This window comes from Pararobbsia alpina (genome assembly GCF_965118125.1).
GTDB lineage: Bacteria > Pseudomonadota > Gammaproteobacteria > Burkholderiales > Burkholderiaceae > Pararobbsia > Pararobbsia alpina_A.
Genome location: NZ_OZ221287.1, coordinates 3,768,585 through 3,791,959, shown reverse-complemented (window position 1 = coordinate 3,791,959; position 23,375 = coordinate 3,768,585). Strand labels below are relative to the sequence as shown.

21 protein-coding genes and 1 tRNA gene are annotated in these 23,375 nt (G+C 62.4%); 11 read left to right on the top strand and 11 right to left on the bottom strand.

Annotated elements, in window-relative coordinates; genetic code table 11:
* Position 1: 1 nt before the first annotated feature.
* The 4 genes from ACMFWR_RS16380 to ACMFWR_RS16365 all read right to left on the bottom strand — a co-directional run bounded on the left by ACMFWR_RS16380 (position 2) and on the right by ACMFWR_RS16365 (position 3,825).
* Entirely contained in the window at positions 2-448 is a 447-nt protein-coding gene (locus ACMFWR_RS16380; protein WP_413192652.1) for a DUF3331 domain-containing protein, read from the bottom strand.
* Positions 449-1,501: 1,053 nt separating this feature from the next.
* Positions 1,502-1,586: transfer RNA gene (locus tag ACMFWR_RS16375), tRNA-Leu, on the bottom strand.
* 104 nt (positions 1,587-1,690) lie between these two features.
* Entirely contained in the window at positions 1,691-2,872 is a 1,182-nt protein-coding gene (locus tag ACMFWR_RS16370; RefSeq protein ID WP_413192651.1) for an ABC transporter substrate-binding protein, read from the bottom strand.
* 11 nt (positions 2,873-2,883) lie between these two features.
* Entirely contained in the window at positions 2,884-3,825 is a 942-nt protein-coding gene (locus tag ACMFWR_RS16365; protein ID WP_413192650.1) for a CysB family HTH-type transcriptional regulator, read from the bottom strand.
* 252 nt (positions 3,826-4,077) lie between these two features.
* On the opposite strand from ACMFWR_RS16365, the gene ACMFWR_RS16360 reads away from it, so the two are divergent.
* The 6 genes from ACMFWR_RS16360 (at position 4,078) to cobA (ending at position 10,393) form a co-directional block, all read left to right on the top strand.
* On the top strand, positions 4,078-5,745 hold the full coding sequence (locus tag ACMFWR_RS16360) for a nitrite/sulfite reductase (RefSeq protein ID WP_413192649.1): 1,668 nt from the start codon (positions 4,078-4,080) through the stop codon (positions 5,743-5,745).
* Positions 5,746-5,895: 150 nt separating this feature from the next.
* Positions 5,896-6,429 (top strand): DUF934 domain-containing protein, encoded by a 534-nt coding sequence (locus ACMFWR_RS16355; RefSeq protein WP_413192648.1) that lies wholly within the window; start codon positions 5,896-5,898, stop codon positions 6,427-6,429.
* A complete protein-coding gene (locus ACMFWR_RS16350) occupies positions 6,426-7,193 on the top strand; it encodes a phosphoadenylyl-sulfate reductase (protein WP_413192647.1) in 768 nt (255 codons plus the stop codon). The genes ACMFWR_RS16355 and ACMFWR_RS16350 overlap by 4 nt, the downstream gene beginning before the upstream one ends.
* A gap of 41 nt (positions 7,194-7,234) precedes the next feature.
* Entirely contained in the window at positions 7,235-8,197 is a 963-nt protein-coding gene (gene cysD, locus ACMFWR_RS16345; RefSeq protein WP_413192646.1) for a sulfate adenylyltransferase subunit CysD, read from the top strand.
* Positions 8,198-8,218: 21 nt separating this feature from the next.
* A complete protein-coding gene (locus tag ACMFWR_RS16340) occupies positions 8,219-9,532 on the top strand; it encodes a sulfate adenylyltransferase subunit 1 (RefSeq protein WP_413192645.1) in 1,314 nt (437 codons plus the stop codon).
* Between the two features lie 66 nt (positions 9,533-9,598).
* Entirely contained in the window at positions 9,599-10,393 is a 795-nt protein-coding gene (gene cobA / locus ACMFWR_RS16335; protein ID WP_413192644.1) for a uroporphyrinogen-III C-methyltransferase, read from the top strand.
* A 41-nt stretch (positions 10,394-10,434) separates the two neighbouring features.
* Here cobA and ACMFWR_RS16330 read toward each other — a convergent pair whose 3' ends face one another.
* From ACMFWR_RS16330 to lptF, 3 genes are read right to left on the bottom strand one after another with little or no spacing between them, the layout of a single operon-like run.
* Positions 10,435-10,803: a sirohydrochlorin chelatase gene (locus ACMFWR_RS16330; protein WP_413192643.1), complete on the bottom strand. Its 369-nt coding sequence runs from the start codon at positions 10,801-10,803 to the stop codon at positions 10,435-10,437.
* 13 nt (positions 10,804-10,816) lie between these two features.
* Complete coding sequence (lptG, locus tag ACMFWR_RS16325) at positions 10,817-11,965, bottom strand: LPS export ABC transporter permease LptG (protein WP_413192642.1); 1,149 nt, start codon at positions 11,963-11,965, stop codon at positions 10,817-10,819.
* A complete protein-coding gene (lptF, locus tag ACMFWR_RS16320) occupies positions 11,962-13,065 on the bottom strand; it encodes an LPS export ABC transporter permease LptF (RefSeq protein ID WP_413192641.1) in 1,104 nt (367 codons plus the stop codon). Before lptF ends, lptG begins: the two co-directional genes overlap by 4 nt.
* A gap of 113 nt (positions 13,066-13,178) precedes the next feature.
* Between lptF and ACMFWR_RS16315 the strand changes: the two genes are divergently transcribed.
* From ACMFWR_RS16315 to ACMFWR_RS16305, 3 genes are all read left to right on the top strand, one after another.
* Positions 13,179-14,687 (top strand): leucyl aminopeptidase, encoded by a 1,509-nt coding sequence (locus ACMFWR_RS16315; protein ID WP_413192640.1) that lies wholly within the window; start codon positions 13,179-13,181, stop codon positions 14,685-14,687.
* Positions 14,688-14,694: 7 nt separating this feature from the next.
* On the top strand, positions 14,695-15,114 hold the full coding sequence (locus ACMFWR_RS16310; RefSeq protein WP_413192639.1) for a DNA polymerase III subunit chi: 420 nt from the start codon (positions 14,695-14,697) through the stop codon (positions 15,112-15,114).
* 142 nt (positions 15,115-15,256) lie between these two features.
* Positions 15,257-17,698: a DUF2486 family protein gene (locus ACMFWR_RS16305; RefSeq protein WP_413192638.1), complete on the top strand. Its 2,442-nt coding sequence runs from the start codon at positions 15,257-15,259 to the stop codon at positions 17,696-17,698.
* A 36-nt stretch (positions 17,699-17,734) separates the two neighbouring features.
* Here the strand turns inward: ACMFWR_RS16305 and ACMFWR_RS16300 are convergent, their stop codons facing one another.
* Positions 17,735-18,142, bottom strand: coding sequence for a c-type cytochrome (locus ACMFWR_RS16300; RefSeq protein WP_413192637.1), 408 nt, complete (start codon positions 18,140-18,142; stop codon positions 17,735-17,737).
* 181 nt (positions 18,143-18,323) lie between these two features.
* Positions 18,324-19,997, bottom strand: a complete 1,674-nt coding sequence (gene ilvD, locus ACMFWR_RS16295) for a dihydroxy-acid dehydratase (RefSeq protein ID WP_413192636.1) — start codon at positions 19,995-19,997, stop codon at positions 18,324-18,326.
* 179 nt (positions 19,998-20,176) lie between these two features.
* Here ilvD and ACMFWR_RS16290 point away from each other — a divergent pair, with 179 nt between their 5' ends.
* A complete protein-coding gene (locus ACMFWR_RS16290; protein WP_413192635.1) occupies positions 20,177-21,193 on the top strand; it encodes a LysR family transcriptional regulator in 1,017 nt (338 codons plus the stop codon).
* A gap of 2 nt (positions 21,194-21,195) precedes the next feature.
* The gene (gene lgt / locus ACMFWR_RS16285) at positions 21,196-22,107 is read left to right on the top strand and encodes a prolipoprotein diacylglyceryl transferase (protein ID WP_413192634.1); all 912 of its coding nucleotides are present in this window, start codon (positions 21,196-21,198) and stop codon (positions 22,105-22,107) included.
* On the opposite strand, the gene ACMFWR_RS16280 is transcribed toward lgt, so the two are convergent.
* Both ACMFWR_RS16280 and ACMFWR_RS16275 read right to left on the bottom strand, forming a co-directional pair.
* Positions 22,079-22,792: an SIMPL domain-containing protein gene (locus tag ACMFWR_RS16280; RefSeq protein ID WP_413194931.1), complete on the bottom strand. Its 714-nt coding sequence runs from the start codon at positions 22,790-22,792 to the stop codon at positions 22,079-22,081. The genes lgt and ACMFWR_RS16280 overlap by 29 nt on opposite strands.
* A 19-nt stretch (positions 22,793-22,811) precedes the next feature.
* Complete coding sequence (locus tag ACMFWR_RS16275; RefSeq protein WP_413192633.1) at positions 22,812-23,300, bottom strand: EVE domain-containing protein; 489 nt, start codon at positions 23,298-23,300, stop codon at positions 22,812-22,814.
* Positions 23,301-23,375: the final 75 nt, after the last annotated feature.

Below are 23,375 nucleotides of genomic sequence, written 5' to 3'. Positions count from 1 at the left end.
CTCACAGCTCGGCGCGCACGCGCGTCAATGCGCTCGCCAGAATCATGGCCTGTGCGTTCAGCGGTGCGGGCACAGTCGGAATGGGGCGATAGATCGCGTCGCCGGGTTCAATGTGCATGCCGGTGATCGCGCAGCAACCCGGCTGACGCGCGATGCCTACACGCCAGATCTGGTCGTTGTAGTGGCACGACGTCGAATCGCGCCACGACACGGCAACCGTCCGTTCGCTGAGACGGTCGAGCACGTTGACGATGCGTGCCGAGTGGCTGCCGTCGTCTTGCGCATCGATCTGATAACGGCGGCGATCATTGGCCGCATCGCGCGAGGCGAGCGAACGCGATGCGCTCACCGTGTGCTTGGTGCACTCCGGTCCGGCAGTGGAGATTTCAACGAGGCAATGAAGAATGCCCTTCCACGGGTCGCCGCTGACGAGTACGTTGCTTTTCATGGATATCGCTCCGTTCATTGTGCTCAAGATCCGCGATCACGAATGTCCTGAACGCTGCCGGTTTTCGAAGCAGGGTGGGGTGCCCATGCAGTGTGTGTGTGAGTGAATTGATCAGGCAGCGATTTCAGTATGAAGACGAGGCCTTATGCGGTCTTTTCAGTCCGCACGGCGATTTCGAAATCGCACGGGGCAGGGCTGCATACGTTGGTATGAGTGCTTCGCGCTGACACACGCGCGTTCTACGTATGTTCGGCAGTACTCATGTCACACAGGCCCCGGAGCCTTATGGGCCGGGCGATTCACCGCGCATGTCGTGCGTGCGAAAACGGTGTGAGTCTCATGCTTGAGTATGATCGTCGCGATCTCGTCGAACACTGTTCGATGGCTTCAAAAATGATGTGCGCGAAACTGAGCCGATCGGCCATATTGGTGTCATACAAATGCGCTTGATACGGATGCGTGCCGCGCGTGTATACATCGAACACTGGCTGCGTATGCACAGATCGAGTAGCGAGATCGTTGGCGCGATATGCAGCAAGGTGTCGTTCGATGGAATGTGGCGCGCATCGATTGCGATGTCGGCCTTTAACATCAGTGCGTCTCGCGAACGTGCACCGTACCGGTGCCGGGATCAGGTACGTCGGACGGAGGTCAGCGCGATGTATACATGCAGCAGGCAGATGCCGTATCGACTGTCGATTCGGTCAGAAGCGTAGTGCGCACGGCACGCGCTTTTGCGTTTGGAACACGCAACATGTATGTCGCCATGCATCGTCGTGCGAATGTAAAAAAAGCGCAGGGAATAACGAAGCCTGCAGGGCGCCGATGCGTTCGTGATTCCGATTCACGATGACCGATCGTCTTGGTGTGTGACTTGGGGAGTTGCAGATCGTGATTCGCCTTGCATCGTTCGGGACGCAAGTTGACGCGATCCGATTGCCATCCGATTGGCGTGTCGAACGAGTCGTCACGAACGAGGTGTCGGAGACGTCAGATGGCCACCGGGATGTCCGGTTGCAATGTCGACAAAAGAGACGAAGAGACAGAAGCTGATGGTGCCCGGGGCCGGACTCGAACCGGCACGCCTCGCGGCGGGGGATTTTGAGTCCCCTGCGTCTACCTGTTTCACCACCCGGGCAGCTTGTGCTGAATTTTTGTGCGCGTGGCACGGACGGCTGCGCGCGAAGAGGGCGATTATGGCCGAAAGGCGCGCCCGGAGCAAGCTTTGCGCCGGGGAGGGCCTTAGTTGCTCAAATACACGAACTTCCCGTCCTTGATCTCGCCCATCACGCTGGCGCGCTGGTCAAGGCCGACGTGGTCGTGCGCACTCATATTGACAATGCCGTTCGGCACGGTCAGGTCATGCGTTTGCTCGAGTTCGTTGCGCAGCGCCGCGCGGAACGCTCCGGTCCCTGGTGTCGTGATCTTCGCTGCACGCTGCACGGCGTTGTTCAGGATGGGCCAGACGCCCGCTGCGTCGCCGGCGAATTGCGTCACCGAATCCGCGCCGTAGCTCGTCTCGTACTGGTTCACAAAGGTGCTCGCGACCTTCTTGACCGGGTGATCGGCCGGCAGCGTCCCGGCGACGACGACGGGCTGGGTCGGGAACAGCGTGCCCTCGACGTCCTTGCCGCCGAGCTTCAGGAACTCCGGCGTCGCGATGCCATGCGTCTGGTAGATCGGTCCGGTGTAGCGGCGCTCCTTGAGCTCGCGTTCCGGCAGCACGGCCGGCGTACCCGCGCCGGCGATCAGCACAGCGTCCGGATGCCCGGCCATGACCTTGAGCACCTGACCGGTGACGGTTGTGTCAGTCCGGTTGTAGCGCTCGGCGTCGACGATCCGGATCTTGCGGATATCCGCGAACTTGCTGAATTCCTTGAGCCAGCTGTCGCCGTACCCATCGGCGAAGCCGATAAATCCGACCGTCTTGACGCCGTGATTGCTCATATAGCGGGTCATGACGTCGGCCATGGCGCTGTCGTTCTGCGCCATCTTGAACACCCACGTCCGCGAACCCTGTTGCGGCTCGACGACCGAACCCGAGCCGACCAGCGTGATCATGGGCGTGCCGGCGGTCGCGACGGGGTCCAGCACGGCAAGCGCGGCCGCCGTGACGTTCGGTCCGACGATGACGTCAACCTTGTCCTCGCTCAGGAACCGCTTGATGTTGCGTACTGCGTTGCCAGGGTCGCTCGCGTCGTCGAGGATCACGTACTTCGCGTCCCAGCCGCCGAGTTTGCGCGGCCACATCTGAATGGCTTTCTGGCTCGACAGGCCGATGGCCGCGGCCGGGCCGGTCGTCGACAGGTCAATGCCGACAGTGACTACCTGAGCTTGTGCGGAAACAACAAAGCCACTTGCCAACACACCCGCCGCGCCCAGAAGTGCCGCGCCGAGCCATTTCATTCCCTTTCCGATAGCCATCCGTACTCCGTTTAGAGCTCGTAGTTTTCGTGTTCGCCGCGTAGCGCCTGCTCGACGAGCCTGCGCGTAAGCGTCGGCGAGAGGAGTTCGACCAGCGTATAGATATAGCCGCGCAGATACGCCCCTTGCTTCAGGGCGATGCGGGTGACATTGCTGCCGAACAGGTGCCCGACGGGGATCGCGCGCAAATGACGGTCCCGTTCGGCGTTGAACGCGACATCGGCCATGATGCCGACGCCCAGGCCAAGCTCGACGTAGGTCTTGATGACGTCGGCATCGATCGCCTCGAGCACGATGTCGGGCGTCAGGTTGCGCAGCGCGAACGCCTGGTTGATCTTCGAGCGCCCCGCGAAGGCCGGATCGTAGGTGATCAGCGGGTAGCGGGCGAGGTCGTCCAGCGTGATGCCAGGGCGGTCGAGCAGGGGGTGATCGGGCTGCACGACGACGACGTGGTGCCATTGGAAGCACGGCAGCGAGACAAGGTCCTTGTAGCCCGACAGCGCCTCGGTCGCGATCGCGATATCGGCCTGGTCGTGCAGCACCATGTCCGCAACCTGGGTCGGCGTGCCCTGCAGAATCGACAGCCGGACCTTCGGAAACCGGCGTTTGAACTCGGCTACAGCCGATGGCAGCGAGTACCGCGCCTGGGTGTGCGTGGCGGCGATGGTCAGATTGCCCTGATCCTGGGCTGCGTAATCTTTCCCAACTCGCTTTAGACTCTCGACTTCCTGCAGGATCTTCTCGACCGAGGTCAGAATGATCCGGCCGGGTTCGGTCAGCGACCGGACGCGCTTGCCGTGGCGCGTGAAGATTTCGACGCCGAGCTCCTCTTCGAGCTCGATGATCGCCTTCGAAACGCCGGGTTGCGAGGTGTAGAGCGCCTTTGCAGCCTCTGTCAGGTTGTAATTCTGGCGAACGGCCTCACGGACGAAGCGGAACTGGTGCAAGTTCATATATAACCTCGCCGCATATCAAAAGAAAAATTCAGTCGTTTGAAATATAAGGCGAGTTTATTACGATCAACGCACTTTTTCCAATATCGATAGCAGTATTCGTCATTTGCAAATGAGCAATCGATCGGAACCCCGAATGCCGGACGCGGTCGGTCAAGGTTCGATGGATTGGAATTAAGACGAATCCGAAGCGTTGCGAGTGGCCCCGAGGGCTGCGCGGCGCCGGGTCAAACAACAGCAGAGGTTGCCCCCATGTATCAATACGATCGGCTCGACCAGGCTATCGTCGACGAACGGGTCGAGCAGTATCGGGATCAGGTCCGCCGCCGCCTGTCGGGCGAATTGTCGGAAGAGGAATTCCGTCCGCTGCGTCTGCAGAACGGTCTTTATTACCAGCGCCACGCGTACATGCTTCGCGTGGCAATCCCCTATGGGAATCTGCGCAGCGACCAGCTGCGGGCGCTGGGTGAGATCGCGCGCGACTACGACCGCGACTACGGCCACTTTTCGACGCGCACGAACATCCAGTACAACTGGATCGAGCTCGAGAAAACGCCGGAAATCCTGCGCAAGCTCGCCGACGTGCAGATGCATGCGATCCAGACATCGGGCAACTGCATCCGCAACACGACGGCCGATCAGTTCGCGGGCGTGGCGCCCGACGAAATCGTCGATCCGCGCCCGTATGCGGAAATCATTCGTCAATGGTCGACGTTCCACCCCGAATTCGCCTGGCTGCCGCGCAAGTTCAAGATCGCAGTGTCGGGCACGGTGCAGGATCGCGCGGCTGTGCTGATTCACGACCTCGGCGTCTACCTGAGCCGCGATGCGCAGGGTGAGGTCGTCGCGCGCGTCGTCGCCGGTGGCGGTCTGGGCCGTACGCCGATCGTCGGCTCGGTGATCAAGGAAAACCTGCCGTGGCAGCACCTGCTGACCTACGCGGAAGCCGTGCTGCGCGTCTACAACCGGTATGGCCGCCGCGACAATATGTACAAGGCGCGGATCAAGATCCTCGTGAAGGCGCTCGGCGCGGAGAAGTTCGCGGAGCAAGTCGAGGAAGAGTGGGCGCACCTGAAGGATGGTCCGTCGACGATCACGCAGGAAGAGCGCGAGCGCGTGTCGGCGTTCTTCACGGCGCCGACCTACGAAAAGCTGGCCGACACCGACCCGAGCTACGAAAAGCATCTGCTTGAAAACCGTCAGTTCGCCCGCTGGGTTGAGCGCAATGTGCGTCCCCATCGCGTGCCGGGCTATGCAAGCGTGACGCTGTCGCTGAAGTCGGGCACCACGGCGCCGGGCGATGCAACGTCGGCGCAGATGTTCGCGGTGGCCGACTGGGCCGACCAGTACAGCTTCGGCGAACTGCGTGTCACGCACGAACAGAATCTCGTGCTGGCGGATGTCAAAAAGCGCGATCTGTATACGCTGTGGGAGCTTGCCAAGGCTCATCATTTCGCGACGCCGAACATCGGCCTGCTGACCGACATCATCGCGTGCCCGGGTGGCGACTTCTGCTCGCTTGCCAATGCGAAGTCGATTCCGATTGCGATGGGCATTCAGGAGCGGTTCTCGGATCTGGACTACGTGTACGACCTCGGCGAACTGTCGCTGAACATCTCGGGTTGCATCAACTCGTGCGGTCACCACCACGTCGGCAATATCGGCGTGCTCGGCGTCGATAAGGATGGCGAGGAGTGGTACCAGGTGTCGCTCGGCGGCGAGCAAGGCGAAGGCGCGAAGCTCGCGCGTGTGATCGGCCCGTCGTTCAAGGCAGAGCAGATGCCTGATGTGATCACGCGCGTGATCGAGACCTTTGTCGCGAACCGTGACGGCGACGAGCGCTTTATCGATACGTATCAACGTATCGGGATGACGCCGTTCAAGGAGCGTGTGTACGCGAAGGACACGGCGAACGCCTGACGAGACGCCCGCCACGGCGATCGGCCAGGCAACAGGCAGCCGTTGTTGACCGTGACCGATTGTCGGCGGGTTGTCGCAAGCGCGTGACAGATAGTCGAACACAAGATACATACGGCCTGCCCGGAGCAGGCCGAACAGGACCGCATCCCCATGCCACAGATCATCAAGAACCGTAGCGTCGTCGACGACGACTGGCTCGTCGTACGTGCAGCCGAAGACGGCGGTCTGCCGCCGCCCGACGCGTTGCCCGCCGGCAAGATCATCGTGCCGTTCAGCTACTGGCAGTCGTCGCGTGAGTCGCTGACGGGCTCGCGCAGCGCCGCGCAAATCGGCGTGTGGCTCGCGCCGGATGATGAACCGGCCGACATCGTGGCCGACCTCGACGCCATTGCGTTGATCGCGATCGATTTCCCGGTGTTTCGCGACGGCCGCGGCTACAGCATCGCCCGCCTCTTGCGCGAGCGCTATGGCTACAAGGGCGAGATCCGCGCGATCGGCGACGTGCTGCGCGACCAGTTGCTGTACATGAGCCGCTGCGGCTTCGACGCATTCGCGGTGCGCGCGGACAAGGACATCCATGACGCGTTGCGCGCATTCGGCGAGCTGACGATTCATTACCAGACGGGCACGGATCAGACGCTGCCGCTGTTCCGTCGTCGCGAAGCGACCGGAGCACGGCTATGAGTACCGTCAGTACCTTCGCCGACGACACGTTGAGCGCCGATCTGCTTGGCAAGATCGAGCGGCTTGAAGCCCGCCTCGATGCCATCGCTGCAAAGCACTCGCGTGTGAAATTCGCGAGCAGCCTTGCGGCGGAAGACATGCTGGTCACACACGTGATCCTCACGCGCAAGCTCGGCATCACGGTGTTTTCGTTGAACACGGGCCGCCTGCATGCCGAGACGCTCGGCATGATCGATCGCGTGCGCGAGCGCTATGGCTACGATATCGAGCAGTGGTATCCGGATCCGGCGGCTGTCGAAGCGTATGTCAAGGACCACGGCCTCAATGCGTTCTACGAGAGCGTCGATCTGCGCAAGTCGTGCTGCGGCATCCGCAAGGTCGAGCCGCTCAATCGCGCACTGGCCGGCGTCGAAGCCTGGGTGACGGGCCAGCGCCGCGAACAGTCGGTGACGCGTACGGAACTCTCCGAGCAGGAGCATGACGACGCGCGCGGCATCGAGAAGTACAACCCGCTCGCCGAGTGGTCGGAGAGCGATGTGTGGGCCTACCTCAAGCATTTCGACGTACCCGTGAACCCGCTGCACGCACGTGGCTACCCGAGCATCGGCTGCGAGCCGTGCACGCGCGCGATCCGCCCCGGCGAAGACAGCCGTGCGGGCCGCTGGTGGTGGGAGTCGCGCGATACGAAGGAATGCGGGCTGCACATCACGATCGTGCCTGCCGACGGCGCCGACGCACCGTCATCGGCCTTGCCTTCGGCTTGATCGGCACTATTTATCTGCACACGTAACGGAAGGACCGAACCATGAGCACTGAGCTCAACGCACCTGTGAAAAACGAAACGCACGCCGCCGCGCAAAAGATGGATCACCTCGACTGGCTCGAGGCAGAGTCGATCCACATCTTGCGTGAGCTCGTCGCTGAATGCCGCAATCCTGCGCTGCTGTTTTCGGGCGGCAAGGATTCGGTCGTCGTGCTGCATCTTGCGCTCAAGGCGTTCGGTCTCGGTCGCGATCGCAAGACGTCGCTGCCGTTCCCGCTCGTGCATATCGACACCGGTCACAACTATCCGGAAGTCATTGATTTCCGTGATCGCCGCGCTGCGGAGATCGGTGCGCGCCTGGTCGTCGGTCATGTCGAAGACTCGATCCGCAAGGGCACGGTGCGTCTGCGCAAGGAAACGGATTCGCGCAATGCCGCACAGGCCGTGACCCTGCTCGAGACGATTGCCGAGCACGGCTTCGACGCGATGATCGGTGGTGCGCGCCGCGACGAAGAAAAGGCGCGCGCGAAGGAACGCATCTTTTCGTTCCGCGACGAATTCGGCCAATGGGATCCGAAGGCACAACGCCCGGAACTGTGGAGCCTGTTCAATGCGCGCCTGCATCAAGGCGAGCATCTGCGCGTGTTCCCGATTTCGAACTGGACCGAACTCGACGTGTGGCAATACATCGCACGCGAGCGCCTCGAACTGCCGCCGATTTACTATGCGCACCAGCGCGAGATCGTGCGCCGCAATGGCCTGCTTGTGCCGGTGACGAACCTGACGCCGATGCGCGAAGGCGAAACGAGCGAAGTCGCGACGGTGCGTTTCCGGACCGTCGGCGACATCAGCTGCACGTGCCCGGTCGAAAGCGATGCCGACGATCTCGACAAGATCATCGCCGAGACGGCGGTGACCGAGATCACGGAACGGGGTGCGACGCGGATGGACGATCAAGCGTCCGAAGCCGCGATGGAACAACGCAAGAAGCAAGGCTATTTCTAAGCCGCGCAGGGACGAGTCAACATGAGCAATACGAATCACACTGAAGACCTGGGCGTGCTGCGTTTCATTACGGCAGGTAGCGTCGACGATGGCAAGAGCACACTGATCGGACGTTTGCTGTACGACAGCAAGGCCGTGCTGTCCGATCAGCTGTCGGCACTGTCGCGCGCCAAGAACAAGCGCACGATCGGCGACGAAATCGACCTGTCGCTGCTGACCGACGGCCTCGAAGCGGAGCGCGAGCAAGGCATCACGATCGACGTCGCGTATCGTTATTTCCAGACGGTGCGCCGCAAGTTCATCATCGCCGACACGCCGGGTCACGAGCAGTACACGCGCAATATGGTCACGGGCGCGTCCACGGCGGATGCTGCGATCATTCTCGTCGATGCGACGCGGGTGACGAAGGTCGACGGCAAGACGCAGCTGCTCGCGCAGACCAAGCGTCATAGCGCGATCGTCAAGCTGCTGGGCCTGCAACACGTGATCGTCGCGATCAACAAGATGGACCTCGTCGACTACAGCGAACAACGCTTCGACGAAATCCGTGACGCGTACGTCGAGCTTGCCGCACAACTGAAACTGGAAGACGTACGCTTTGTGCCGGTGTCGGCCCTCAAAGGTGACAACGTGGTGCAGCCGAGCGAAAGCATGCCGTGGTATGCCGGCGAGCCGCTCTTGCCCCTGCTCGAAGCACTGCCCGTGCGCCGCGCGCGTCATGCGCTGCGCTTTCCGGTGCAGTGGGTCGCCCGCCAGGACGGCCATCTGTCCGACGACTTCCGTGGCTATATGGGCCGCGTCGAAAGCGGTGAGGTCAGTGTCGGCGACACGATCGTCGTGCTGCCAGCGCATCGCGAGGCAACGGTCGCCGAAATCATTGCGCCCGTGCCGGGCGGTACCGCCTCGGTCGACCGCGCGTTCGCCGGGCAGGCCGTGACGGTGCGTCTTGCCGAAGACGTCGACGTGTCGCGTGGCGATACGTTCGTCGCGCAGAACGATGTGCCGGCACCGGCGAAGAAGCTCGAAGCCGATCTCTGCTGGTTCGACGAAGAGCCGCTGTCGACACAGCGCAAGTACCTGCTCAAGCAAACGAGCAATACGGTGTTCGCACGCGTGGGCGCGGTGCGTCAGGTGCTCGACGTCCATACGCTGTCGCATGCACTGGATCGTCACGCGCTCAAGATGAACGACATCGGCTCGGTATCGCTGACGCTCCAGAAGGCGATCGTCGCGGATGTCTACGATACGCAGCCCGCGACCGGCGCGTTCGTGCTGATCGACGAAGCGACGCACCATACGGTGGCGGCGGGCATGATTCGTGCCTTTTCGAATTGATCTATTATCGCGATCATTCGAAGACGCACTTTTCAAGCGTCGATGGCGCATTCATCGGGCTTCAAAATGGGTAAGGTTTATTTGATCGGGGCAGGTCCTGGTGCAGCGGACCTCATTACGGTGCGCGGCGCGCGCTTGCTTGCGCAAGCCGACGTCGTGCTGCACGACGCCCTGATCGAGGACGATATGCTTGCACTCGCCCCGGACGCGAAGAAGATCGCGGTCGGCAAGCGGTGCGGGCAGCGTTCGACCGCCCAGCATTTCATCAACAAGCAATTGGTCGATGCGGCGCAGACGCATGACGTTGTCGTGCGTTTGAAGGGCGGCGATCCGATGCTGTTCGGCCGCGCCGATGAAGAGATGCGCGCGCTTGAAGCGGCAGGCATCGACTACGAGATCGTTCCGGGCATTACGGCAGCACTTGCGGGTGCGGCAACGCTCCAGCGTTCGCTGACCCTGCGCGGTGTGGCACGCAGCGTGGCGTTCGTCACGCATAGCCGTGCACCGGACAGCGACGAAATCCGCGAGCGCGCGAGCGCCGATTCGCTCGTGTTCTATATGGGCCGCGACAGCGCGCCGACGATCGCACAGGAACTTATCGATGCAGGCCGTGCGGGGTCGACGCCCGTCGCGCTCGTCGAGGCCTGCAGCACGCCGCATGAGCGCACGTTGACGCTGACGTTGTCCGAACTCGCGGGCGGCGCTGCCCAGGTGTGGCTCGATCCGGCTCAGCCGAGTCTGGTCATGATCGGTGCGGCATTTGCGGCACGTGCATCGCAGACGTCCGGTGAACGCGACGCAAGTGCGGACACGCCGTCGCTCGACGGCAACGACGATTCGTCACGTCAACGCGCTGCCTGAGCTAGCCTGACTTATTGCGGCGCTTCCTATTGCGCTGCTTGTTATTGCGCTGCCTGAGCGAGACAGAAGGTCACGATCGCTGCCAGCACGCCTTCATCTTCGCCGACCGCGCCTGAGCACCGGATCTCGATGTCCGGATACGCCTCCCGGCACTGCTCGATGATCTCGGGCAGATCGCGGCGCAAATGTCCCCCTTGTCCGAAGAACACCGGAATCACGGTGATACGTTCGCAGCCGTGCGCGACCTGATCGCCGATTGCGGTTTGCAGATCGGGCTCCATCAGTTCGAGGAAAGCGAGGGAGACGGGCCCGCGATGCGCCGAGCGAAGCAACCCTTCGAGGCGATCGAACGGGTCTTTCCAGCGCGCGTCGCGCGCGCCATGACCGAAGAGGACGAGTCCGTGCGTCACGCTGCGTCCTGCATCAGTGCCGGTCGACCCACTTGAGGCCCGCCAGTCCCACTGCGAGATAGAGCAGACTCGGCGCCGCCGCGGTCGTGACCGCAGGCCACGTATTGAGCGTGCCGACGTGCGAGAACAGCGTGTTGACGAGCTGGAAGCTCATGCCGAGCATGATGCCGCCGAACACCTTGATACCGACCACGCCGGCGCGCGTATGCAGGTACGCGAAGGGCAGCGACAGCACCAGCATCACGAGAATCGCAAACGGATAGAGCAGCTTGTTCCAGAGCGCGACGTCATAGCGCTGCGTGTCCTGGTGGTTCTCCTGCAAGTGCTGGATGTACTTGTAGAGATTGACGATCGACATGCGGTCGGGCGACACGAGCAGCACCGACAGGATGTTCGGCGTCAGCTGGGAGCGCAGCAAGTAGTGCGGCGCATGCGTGAGGACCGATCGATAGACGGGGTTGAGCGTGTCCTCGTGGGCGCCGGTGTTCGCGCCGACGGGATCGATCTTCGTTTCCGATACGTCTTCGAGCGCCCAGTGATCGGGGGGCTGGAAGCGGCCGCGCTCGGCCGTGCGCACGTCGGTCAGGTGAAGCGCCGAGTCGAATTCGTAGATGCGGACCTTCGTGATCGTCGTATCGGGCAGCAGCTCACCGACGTTGACGAAGCGCGTGACCGGGTGGCCCTCACCGTCGTTCGTGAGCGTGTCCTTGACCCACACACCTGAACGGAACGTCGATGAGACCGATGAGCCGAGCGCTTCGAGACGCACGCGTTCGGACAACTGGTCGGCGTAGGGACCGACCACTTCACCGATCAGATAGGTGATGACCAGCAGCGGAATGCCGATCTTCATCAGCGATCCGAGCGCGCGTCGCGTCGACAGGCCGGACACACGGAAAATCGTGTACTCGGATTGCGCCGCCATCGTTGCGAACACGTAGATCGCGCTGATCAGCGCCGCCACGGGAATGATTTCGTAGAAGCGTGACGGTGTCAGCAACGCGACCCGCAACACGGCATAGCCGAAGCCATACGTGCCTTTGCCGACCGAATCGAGTTCGCTGATCAGGTCGAAGAAAAAGAACAGGCCCGAAAACGCAAACAGCACGAACAGGAAGGTCAGGTAGATCTGACGCGCGAAATAACGCTCATAGACCTTCATTGCCCGCCTCCCGGCGCGACGAGCGTGCGCAGTTTCGGAAAGAGGGGACGATTGCGCTCACGCAGCTTGAACAGCACGATCACGATGACCGACACCACCACGTGCAGGGAGACGAGTCCGATGACAAACGGAACACGTCCTTGCTCGATCCACGATTGCATGAGGTTCAGCAAGTTCGAATACGTCAGGTAGATCAGCACCGCCATCACGAGGTTGGTCGTGCGGCTGCGACGCGGCGTCTGGTGCGCAAGCGGGATCGCGAGCAGCATCAGGTTGATCGCGACGAGCGGCAGGCCGATACGCCAGGCGAGTTCGCCCAGATTGCCCTTGTTCGGGTCGGCGAGCAGCGTGGGCGTCATCAGATCGCGCGGGCCTGGCGTGTCGATAATGTCGTGGCTCTCGATGCGCACACCGTAACGCTGGAATTCCATGATCCGGTAGTCGGGCTGGCCCGGCACGCCGTCATAGCGGCGCCCGTTTTCGAGCACGACGAAACGGTCGCCGTTTTTCTCGGTTTCGACTTTGCCCTTCGACGACACGACCACATTGATCTTGCCGTTTTCCGTACCCGTCACAAACACGTTTTGCACGTACTTCGAATCGGGCGACATCTTTTCAATAAAGAACACGCGATGCGTGGCCGGCGACTCGCGGAACTGGCCCGGTGCGAGCAACGAGACTTCATCGCGCTGCGCGAAACGTTCCCGCACGAGCTTGCTTTGCTCATTCGACCAGGGCCAGCCGACGAACGCGAAAAAGGCGATCAGGATGATCAGCGGCGTCGCGAACTTGGCGACCGGCTTGATGAGCCGCGTATGACTGACGCCCGATGCAAACCACACGACCATTTCCGAGTCGCGGTACCAGCGGGTCAGTACGAACAGGATCGAGACGAACATCGTGACGACCAGCATCACGGCGAGATAGCCGACGATCGTCAGGCCGATGAGCACCACGACGTCGCGCGGATCGATCTCGCCGGACGCGGCGAAGCCCACGATGCGGATCATCATCGTCGACAGCATGATGGTCAGCAAAACGAGAAACACGGCGCCCGCGGTATAGGCGAGTTCTCGTTGAAGGGATCTTTCGAAAATCATATCCGGGGATGATTGCCAGCGGGAGGGGAGTCACCGCCGGAATAAAAATAGCGGATAATCGGCGCTTGCCCGACGGCGGTATCGGGCTGTGAATATATCCAAGGACAAGCGCGATGGACTTTAGCATAAAAGCTTTCGACTGGAGCAAGGCGGGTACGCCGTCCTTGCTGGCTGCCAAATCGGACTGTGTCGTAGTCGGTGTGTTCGAAGGGCAGACGCTGTCGGGAGCAGGTCGCCAGCTCGATTCGCTGAGCAAGGGCCGTGTGGCCCGGCTCGTGAAGAGCGGCGATATGACGGGCAAGAGCGGTAGCACGATCGTGCTGCAGGATGTCGAGGGTATCGGCGCGGCACGTGTGCTGCTCGTGGGCCTGGGCAAGCAGGACAAGTTCGATGTCAAGGCATTCAGCGATGCAACGCGCGCAGCATGGCGCGCGCTCGCGCAAACGCGCGCCGCGAATGTGACGTGGTTGCTTACGCAGACGCCCGTCAAGGGCCGCACTGCCGACTGGGCCGCACGCGTGACGATCACGATCGGCCGCGAACTGGCTTACCGCTACACCGAAACCAAGAGCAAGCCCGAGCCGGAAGAACGCGCACTCAAGAAGGTCACGCTGATCGTCGATCCGCTCGACGAAAAGAGCGCCAAGGTCGCGCTCAAGCAAGGTCTGGCGATCGCCAATGGTGCGGACCTCACGCGCGAGCTCGGCAATCTGCCGCCCAATATCTGCACGCCGACGTACCTCGGCAATACGGCGCGCAAGCTTGCAAAAGACTTCAAGCTCAAGGTCGAAGTGCTGGGCCAGAAGCAGATCGAAGCGCTCAAGATGGGCTCGTTCCTGTCGGTTGCGAAAGCTTCGTCCGAAGCGCCTCAGTTCATCGTGCTCCAGTATCACGGCGCGGCCGCCAAGCAGGCGCCGGTCGTGCTCGTGGGCAAGGGCATCACCTTCGACACGGGCGGTATCTCGCTGAAGCCGGGCGCGTCGATGGACGAAATGAAGTACGACATGTGCGGTGCGGGCTCGGTGCTGGGCACGATGCGTGCCGTGGCCGAAATGGGCCTCAAGCTCAATGTCGTCGCTGTGATCCCGACGTGCGAAAACATGCCGGGCGGCAACGCAGTGAAGCCGGGCGATATCGTGACGAGCATGTCGGGTCAGACGATCGAAGTGCTCAACACCGATGCTGAAGGCCGCCTGATCCTGTGCGACGCGCTCACGTATGTCGAGCGTTTCAAGCCGGCGGCGGTGATCGATATCGCGACGCTCACGGGTGCCTGCGTGGTGGCGCTGGGTCACCACAACAGCGGCCTGTTCACGAAGGACGATGGTCTGGCGGACCAGCTTCTCGCGGCGTCGAAGACGTCGGGCGACGCTGCATGGCGCATGCCGATCGACGACGAGTATCAGGATCAGCTCAAGTCGAATTTCGCGGATATCGCGAACATCGGCACGCCGGGTGCGGGCGCGGTCGTTGCGGCATGCTTCCTGTCGCGATTCACCGAAGCGTATCCGTGGGCTCACCTCGACATCGCCGGCACGGCATGGAAGGGCGGCGCGGCCAAGGGTGCGACCGGCCGTCCGGTGCCCCTGCTGTCGCAGTTCCTGATCGATCGCGCGGAATGATCAGGCTGTGACGCGCGTCGACTTTCATACGAATGTCGCCGACAAGCTCGGCTACGCATGCCGGCTCGCTCGCAAGGCCTATCTGGCCGGGCAGCCTGTCGTCGTGCTGGCCGAGCCCGCTGTGCTCAAGGCGTTCGACGAACGCCTGTGGACGTTTGCGCCCCTCGAGTTTGTGCCGCATTGCATGGCGGACAGCGCCCTTGCCGGGCAGACGCCGGTCGTGCTGACGTCGACGCTCGAGGGCAAGCTTCCGCACCACCAGGTGCTGCTGAATCTCGGCGAGGCGCTGCCGGCAAGTTTTGCCAGCTTCGAGCGCCTCCTTGAAATTGTCGGGACTGACGCGAACGAACTACAGGCCGGGCGCGAGCGCTATCGCTTTTACCGCGATCGGGGTTATCCTCTCGCCAATCATAAACAGGACGCATAGATCGACCATCAGGGTGGCCGGACCGGGGAAGCTTGAACGCTTTCGACGGGCGGGTCCGGGTCGTTTCATGCGCGGAGCCTAAAACGTGAACGCCGGGGAAGTTCAGGATCTGGCCGGGCCAGGGCCCGACGGAGTGCCTCAATTGAGAGACGACGATCTATCGATTCCCGTTTTGGCCGATATCCTCGAGCCAGGCGACCCCGCCAAGGCGGATCCCGCCGTGCCGCGGCGGCCCGTCGACCATGCATGGACCGACGCGCTGCAGCTGGACTCACACGCTGAGCGGCTCGGTGCGCTGCCCGTGCTGAGCGACGTGCTGGTTGAAGGCGAAGGGGCACACGCGCTGGCTTCGCCGCGTCCCGCGGACGCCGCGTTGACCATTCCCCTGCTGACAGATGTGCTCCCCTACCACGATGCGGTGGGCGGACTCAGTTCGGTTCACCACGAACCGGGCGCATCGATTCCTTTATTGACCGACGTGTTTCCCGATTCTGTCGCGGAATCGGCGGCACACGATGAAGCCGATATCCCGACATTGACGGAATTCGTGCATCACGAAGACGACATTCCGACGCTGATGGATGTGGCCCACGATGAGGCGGATATTCCGGTTCTGACGGAAGCCGTGCATCACGAAGACGATATTCCGACGTTGATGGATGTCGCGCACGATGAGGCGGATATTCCGGTTCTGACCGAAGCCGTGCATCACGAAGACGATATTCCGACGTTGACGGATGTGGCGCACGATGAGGCCGACATTCCGGTTCTGACGGAAGCCGTGCATCGCGAAGACGATATTCCGACGTTGACGGACGTGGCGCACGATGAGGCGGATATTCCGACGCTGACGGAAGCCGTGCATCACGAAGAAGACATTCCGACGTTGACGGATGTGGCGCACGATGAGGCCGACATTCCGGTTCTGACCGAAGCCGTGCATCACGAAGACGATATTCCGACGTTGACGGACGCCGCGCGCGATGAGGCGGATATTCCGGTTCTGACTGAGCTCGCGGAAATCCCTCATGAAATCCCTGCAGCGCATGATTTGAGCGTGCCGCCGCTGTTCGAGGAACCGGTCTTCGAACAGCATGCTTCCGAACACCACGCTTTCGATGAGCCTGCTTTCGAAGGGCATCTCTACGAAGAGCCTGTCTTCGAAGAGCACGCCGATGCGGAAGCGTTAGCGGCGTCGGCACACACTGCGGCGGATCTCCATGCCGTGGCGTCGCCGGTCGATGCCCATCTGTTCGACCCTGAGTTACCGTTCCGCGCCTACTGTTCATTCCCGGGCGAGAAGGCCGTCGAACCCCTGGCGAGCGGCTTGTCGGACGTGCCCGATACCTACCCGATGGCCCATGTGCCGCAGCCGTTCGGTTCCGCGCAGGAGCAGGTTCCGGTGCCTCAGGTGACAGAGGCTCAGGTGACCGATGGTCCTGGCGTATCGGTGCACGCCGTTCCGTTCGAGCCGATCGCTGTTGAGACGCTGCCCGAACTCAGTGCCCTCGAATTCCCTGATGCCGCCAATGCCGCCGAGCTGGATCCGCGCGACTTTGGCGATCATGAGCCGCACCGCCTGATTGCGGCGTCCGAGCCGACACTCGAAGCGACACCGCAGACGCCTGACCTCCGCGATTTCGGACAACCCCGCGACTTGCCGGCCGACGTTCAGGCGGTCGAGCCGGTCGAGCCGGAAGAGCTTGAGTCGGTCTATTCGGAGCCGCCGTTCACGACGTCCGAAGCCCCCGAGGCTGCGCACGAATCGGTGATCGAAGCGAAGGCCGAACCCGTGGCGGAATCGGTCGCGGAATCGATCGCGCACCCGGCCGTCGATTCGACGCAGGCCCTGCCGCACGAATCGATCGCCGAGCCTGACGCGCACGCGGTACGTCCGCTCGACCTGACGCAGACAGCCGAGCCTGCATTCGCCCAACTCAAATGGGTCGATCAGGACGAGGCCGAAGCGTCGAGCGTGGCGAACGCTGAAACTGAAACCGAAGCCGTTGCACAGACTGCCGAGCCGGCACATGGCGCCGTGATGGCCGAAGAAGAGGCGGATCATGTCGCGGCGATGCTGTCGCGGCATGAGCCGGTCGCCGCCGAACTCACAATGCCTGAACCACCGGTGTCCGAACCCGTTGCTCGTCGCGTCGAACCGGAAGCCGCTGAGCCGCAGCCGGTCGAACCCGTCAGCGAACAGGCAGACGTCGCGCACGACACCGAGCCCTCACATGGCGCCGTGATGGCTGATGAAGAAGCGGATCATGTCGCCGCGATCCTGTCGCGTCATGAACCGGTCGCGGCTGAACTGACGCTGCCCGAACCCGAGCCGCTTGCGGCGGCGACGGCGGCGCCGACCCCGGCCGACCTCGAACGCGTTGCAACGGTCGTGGGCGAACGCGCGCTCAAGTACCTGAGCGGCGAAGGGCATTCGCTGATCGAGGAGCGCTGCCAGGAACAGGCCGTGTGGCTGGCTCACCGAATCACGCGTGAGATTGCCGCATCGCTCGAGCGCGAAATCGGCCAGTGGGTTCAGCAAGCCATTAAGGAAGCGGTCGATCGCCGCGATCCGACTCAGTAAGCACCGGGCAGGCGCCTCATCAGCGGGCGCCTGTACTCAACGATTCGGATCGAGGATCCAGTCGACGAGCGCGTGCGCCTCTTCATCGTTGACCTGTGTATTGGCGGGCATGGGGATCGTGCCCCACGATCCCGCTCCACCCGTCTGAATCTTGCGCGCAAGCATGTCTCGCGCATCCGGTTGATTCGCGTAACGCTTGCGGATATCGGCCAGCGACGGGCCGAGCAGGGTACGGTCCACGGCGTGGCAGCTCATGCAATTGAGTTTGCGCGACAGGGCAGCGCCGTCGGGCGTCTGTGCGGAGACGGGCGTCGTATAGCTGATCGCCAGCGCGAGGGCCACGCTGATGGCCGGCGGGCTCGAGAAACCGAACAGCGCACCCCGTTCACCGGACACAGGTGACCGGCGCAACGATCCAAATATTCCGCGAATGACGATATCCATGGTCGAGTGGATGTTCCGCGCAAGAAGGAAACGCGCTTGAATGCTGCGCGTGACACGCATTATAGGGCGCGCGTTTTTTCCGACGGTATGTTCGGCGGTTGATCGGGGGGCGCACAAAAAAGCCGTCCATGAGCAGCACTCATGGACGGCTTCTGTTTCAGCCGGTGATCGGGCCGGGAAATCAGCCGGTGACCGCACCCTTGTCGGCGGGCTTCACGAGCGCCGCGAACTTGGCGAGCACGCCACGCGTGTAACGCGGTGCCGGTTGCTTCCACGCAGCGCGTCGACGCTCGAGTTCAGCGGCATCGACGTTCAGTTCGAGCTTGAGCTGATGCGCGTCGATCGTGATCGAGTCACCTTCCTGAACGAGCGCGATCGTGCCGCCGACGAATGCTTCCGGTGCGACGTGACCGACGACCATGCCCCATGTACCGCCCGAGAAACGACCGTCCGTGATCAGGCCCACCGATTCGCCGAGGCCCTTGCCGATGATCGCGCTGGTCGGTGCGAGCATTTCCGGCATGCCCGGGCCGCCTTGCGGGCCGAGATAACGCATCACGACGACATCGCCTGCCTTGATCTGGTCGGCGAGGATCGCTGTCATCGCACTTTGCTCGTCATCGAACACACGTGCCGGACCCGTGATGACCGGATTCTTGAGGCCGGTGATCTTTGCAACGGCGCCATCCGTCGCGAGGTTGCCCTTGAGGATGGCCAGGTGGCCTTCCTTGTACAGCGCTTGCTCGATCGGGTAGATCACCTTCTGATCGGCGCGCGGCGTGTCAGGCACGTCCGCGAGTTCTTCAGCGATCGTCTTGCCCGTGATCGTCAGGCAGTCGCCGTGCAGCAGGCCTGCGTTCAACAGCAGCTTGAGCACTTGCGGGATGCCGCCTGCCTTGTGCAGATCGGTCGCCACGTATTGGCCCGAGGGCTTCAGGTCGCAGATGACCGGCACCTTGCGGCGCATGCGTTCGAAGTCGTCGATGGTCCATTCGACTTCCGCGGCGTGTGCGATCGCGAGATAGTGCAGCACAGCGTTCGTCGAGCCACCCGTGGCCATGATCAGTGCGACGGCGTTCTCGATCGACTTCTTCGTGATGATGTCGCGCGGCTTGATGTCTTTTTTCACGGCCTCGACGAGCACGCGTGCCGATTCGGCGGCCGAGTCGACCTTCTCTTCATCGGGGTTGGCCATCGTCGACGAATACATCAGCGACATGCCGAGCGCCTCGAACGACGAGCTCATCGTGTTCGCGGTGTACATCCCGCCGCACGAACCGGTCGACGGGCAGGCATTCTTTTCGACGCCGTCGAAGTCTTCCTGGCTCATCCGGCCTGCGGTGAATTCGCCCACGGCTTCGAACGACGAAACGATCGTGAGGTCCTTGCCCTTCCAGTTGCCCGGCTTGATCGTGCCGCCATACACATAGATGCCCGGCACGTTGATACGCGCGAGGGCGATCATGCCGCCCGGCATGTTCTTGTCGCAGCCGCCGATCACGACGACGCCGTCCATCCATTGGCCTTGAACGCACGTTTCAATGCAGTCGGCGATGACTTCGCGCGAGACGAGCGAGAACTTCATGCCTTCGGTGCCCATCGACATCCCGTCGGAAATCGTCGGCGTGCCGAAGATCTGCGGGTTGGCCGTCGATGCCTTGATCGCGGCGACGGCTGCATCGGCCAGGCGCTGCAAGCCGGCATTGCAAGGTGTAATCGTTGAATGACCGTTGGCGACGCCGATCATCGGATTGCTGAAGTCGTCTTTCTCGTAGCCGAGCGCGTAATACATCGAGCGATTCGGCGAGCGCGCGATGCCTTGGGTGATATTGCTCGAGCGGCGATTGAACGGCATGGGGACCTCTCAGGTTTGTCTCGGGGAGTCTCGCCCGCGTGTTGTGCGTGTCTCGCTGACGGGACGGCGGGACGGCGGGACGGCGGGTCGTGGGATCGAAGAATGAGCTTTCGCGATATGCGTGTCAAATATATTATTCAACGTCAATTGAGTCGGAAAACATATCAGAGAAGACAGGCATGGGATTCGATCTACGTCAGCTTCGTTATTTTGTCGCGGTGGCCGAGGAGCGGCACTTCGGCCGTGCCGCGACACGCTTGTCGATGACCCAGCCGCCGCTGTCTCAGCAGATCATGGCGCTCGAGGAAGCGCTTGGCGTCGCACTGTTCGCGCGTACGCGTCGCAGCGTCGAACTGACCCCGGTGGGACGGGATTTGCTGCCAGAGGTACGACGCCTGCTGATGCTCGCGGACGGATTGCCGGCCCGCGCGCAATCGCTGGCCCGCGGCGAGGCCGGCGAGCTTTCGCTCGCCTTTGTGTCGACGGCCGACTATGGCTTGTTGCCGCAACTCATGCGGGCGTTTACCGAGCGCTTTCCCGGCGTGCGGCTGCAACTCGTCGAGTCGACGAGCGATATTCAGGTCGAAGAGTTGGTCGCCGGTCGTATCGACGCGGGCCTGATCATTCCGCCGGTGCCGCCGCGGCACGCGGGGCGGCTCAATTACTTGCCGCTCATGCATGAACCTCTCGTTGTCGCGATGTCGGACGAAACCGCGCGATGGCTCGATGGTCAACTGGAAGGCAAGGAAGGCAAGGAAGGCACGGGCAGGGAAGGCGATGCAGGTAACGGCGACATGGGCAATGCGGGCGCCGTGCCACTGGCCGCGCTGGCCGACGTTCCGCTGGTCATTTTCCCCCGGCGTCTGGCGCCAGCCTTTTATGACATCATTATGGATTCATATGCGCGCGCGGGGCTCACGCCGCGGATCGGGCAAGAAGCGATCCAGATGCAGACGATCGTGAGTCTTGTATCGGCGAGCATGGGTGTCGCACTCGTGCCGCGCTCGTTGTGTAACCTGCGCCGGACCGGCGTCGTCTATCGGCCGCTGCGCGATGCGCAGCCGGTCGTCGAGACGGGGCTGCTCTGGCGTGCGGATGACGTAAGTCCCGTGCTTGCAGGGTTTGTCGACGTGGCCAAGGCCTGGGCTCTGCGTACCGGGTCCGATTCCAACCATTCTGAACGCGATAACGCCTGACGATGTTTATTCACCCCCAATTCGATCCCGTCGCCCTGCATATCGGCCCGCTCGCGGTGCGCTGGTATGGCCTCATGTATCTCGCGGCGTTTATCCTGGCCATTGTCGTCGGACGGCTGCGTCTGCGGCTGCCGCATGTCGCCGCGCAAGGCTGGACAGCGAAGGACATCGACGATCTGCTGTTTTTCGGCGTGATCGGGGTGATCTTCGGCGGACGCATCGGCTATGTCCTGTTTTACAAGGCCGACTGGTATCTCGCCCATCCGCTGGATATTTTCAAAGTCTGGGAAGGCGGCATGTCATTTCACGGCGGCTTCCTTGGCGTGATCATCGCGATGATGGTGTTCGCGCGTCAGCGTGGTCGCACGTGGATGCAGGTCACGGACTTTATTGCGCCGATGGTGCCGCTCGGTCTCGCGTGCGGGCGACTCGGCAACTTCATCAACGGCGAGCTGTGGGGCCGCGTGACGAGTCCCGATGCGCCGTGGGCGATGCTGTTTCCGAGCGCAGCCCAGGACGATCGTGCCTGGTATCTGTCGCATCCCGCGCAAGTCGCGGCGATGCATCTGCAAGATGTCTTCGCCCGTTATCAGCTGCTGCCGCGTCATCCGTCCGAGCTTTACGAAATTGCACTCGAAGGGATCGCGCTGTTTCTCGTGATGTGGTTCTTCTCGAAGAAGCCGCGGCCCGTGGCGGCCGTGTCGGCGGTGTTTCTGATCGGCTATGGCCTTGCACGTTTTATCGTCGAGTTCGCGCGCGAACCCGACGATTTTCTCGGCCTGCTGACCTTCGGCATGTCGATGGGACAGTGGCTGTCGCTGCCGATGATCATTGCGGGCGTGCTGTTGCTGATCGGCTCCTATCGCCGTGCCGCCCGCGCGCCGCTCAACGCGTCATCTGCACCGAACCATTGACGTTGACGGTGACCGTCGAATTGCCGCCTTCGATCGGCATATCGGCAACCTTGGCCGTCGGCGCGGCGGCCATGCGCATCATCATCGGCCGGGGCGGTGAGGTTTCGCCGCCCGACACGCTGACTTCCCGAATCGTATAGCCCCCGAACCCGAAGGCGGTCGACGCATTGGCGGCCTTCTGACGGAACGCCGCGATGGCCTGGCCGCTGAGCTTGGCCTGTGCCGCATCGCGTGTTTCAGGCGACAGCGAGAACGTCACGTTGGCGACCTGCATCTGTGACGAGAGGCTGCCCGCGAGCTTCGACGCGGCGGCAAAATCGCGTGAATCGAGGCGCACCTCGCTGCGTCCGCGCCATCCGTTGATATGGCCGTTATTGTCCGTGGACGGATAGACCGTTAGTGAGCCGGTCTGCGCCGTGACACCCGACTGCCGCTTGGCGTTGGCGAGGACCTGATCCGTGCGTTCGTTCAAAGCGTTGGCGAGCGCGGCCGGATCGTCCGATTGCTGCTCATACGCGAGTGTGATGTGCACGACATCCTGAGGAATGTCGGCGCTCGCGCTGGCCTCGATATTGAGCACGCCGGCAGGCGGCGGCATCATCTGCGCGGCCGCGGGACCTGCGGCAAGCGTCAGCGCGGTGCCGGCGGCGCACAAGGTCAGCGCGGCGAGGGATTTTCGATCGATCATGCGTTGCACTCCAGGGTTACTTCTTCTTTGATGCCTTTGCAGGTTCGACTGCAAGGTCCGTCGTGATGACACGCCATTCGTCATCAGAGACTGGCGTGATCGACAATCGGTTCCCTTTGGCGAGCACGCGCATCTCCGCGAGGCGCGGATCGGCGCGCAGCATCGGCAATGTGATCAAGGGTGTCTTGCGCACGAACGACACGTCGACGAGCATCCAGCGAGGCTCTTCCTGTTTCGATTTCGCATCGTAGTAAACGCTGTCGGGATCGAACTGGGTCGGATCCGGATACGCGGTCGATGCGACGCGCGCAATGCCCGCAACGCCGGGCACTTCGCAGCTCGAGTGATAGAAGAGCACACCGTCGCCGACCTGCATCTGATCACGCATGAAATTGCGCGCCTGATAGTTGCGCACGCCGGTCCAGGGCAGCGTTTTGTTTTTGGCTGCCGCGAGGTCATCGATGCTGGCCTCTTCGGGTTCGGACTTCATGAGCCAGTAGTGCATGTCTTGATCCCCGGAAACATCGCTTGCGCGGCCAGGCATCCGTGTCGCGCATGCAATGTGTTTGCCATCGACAAA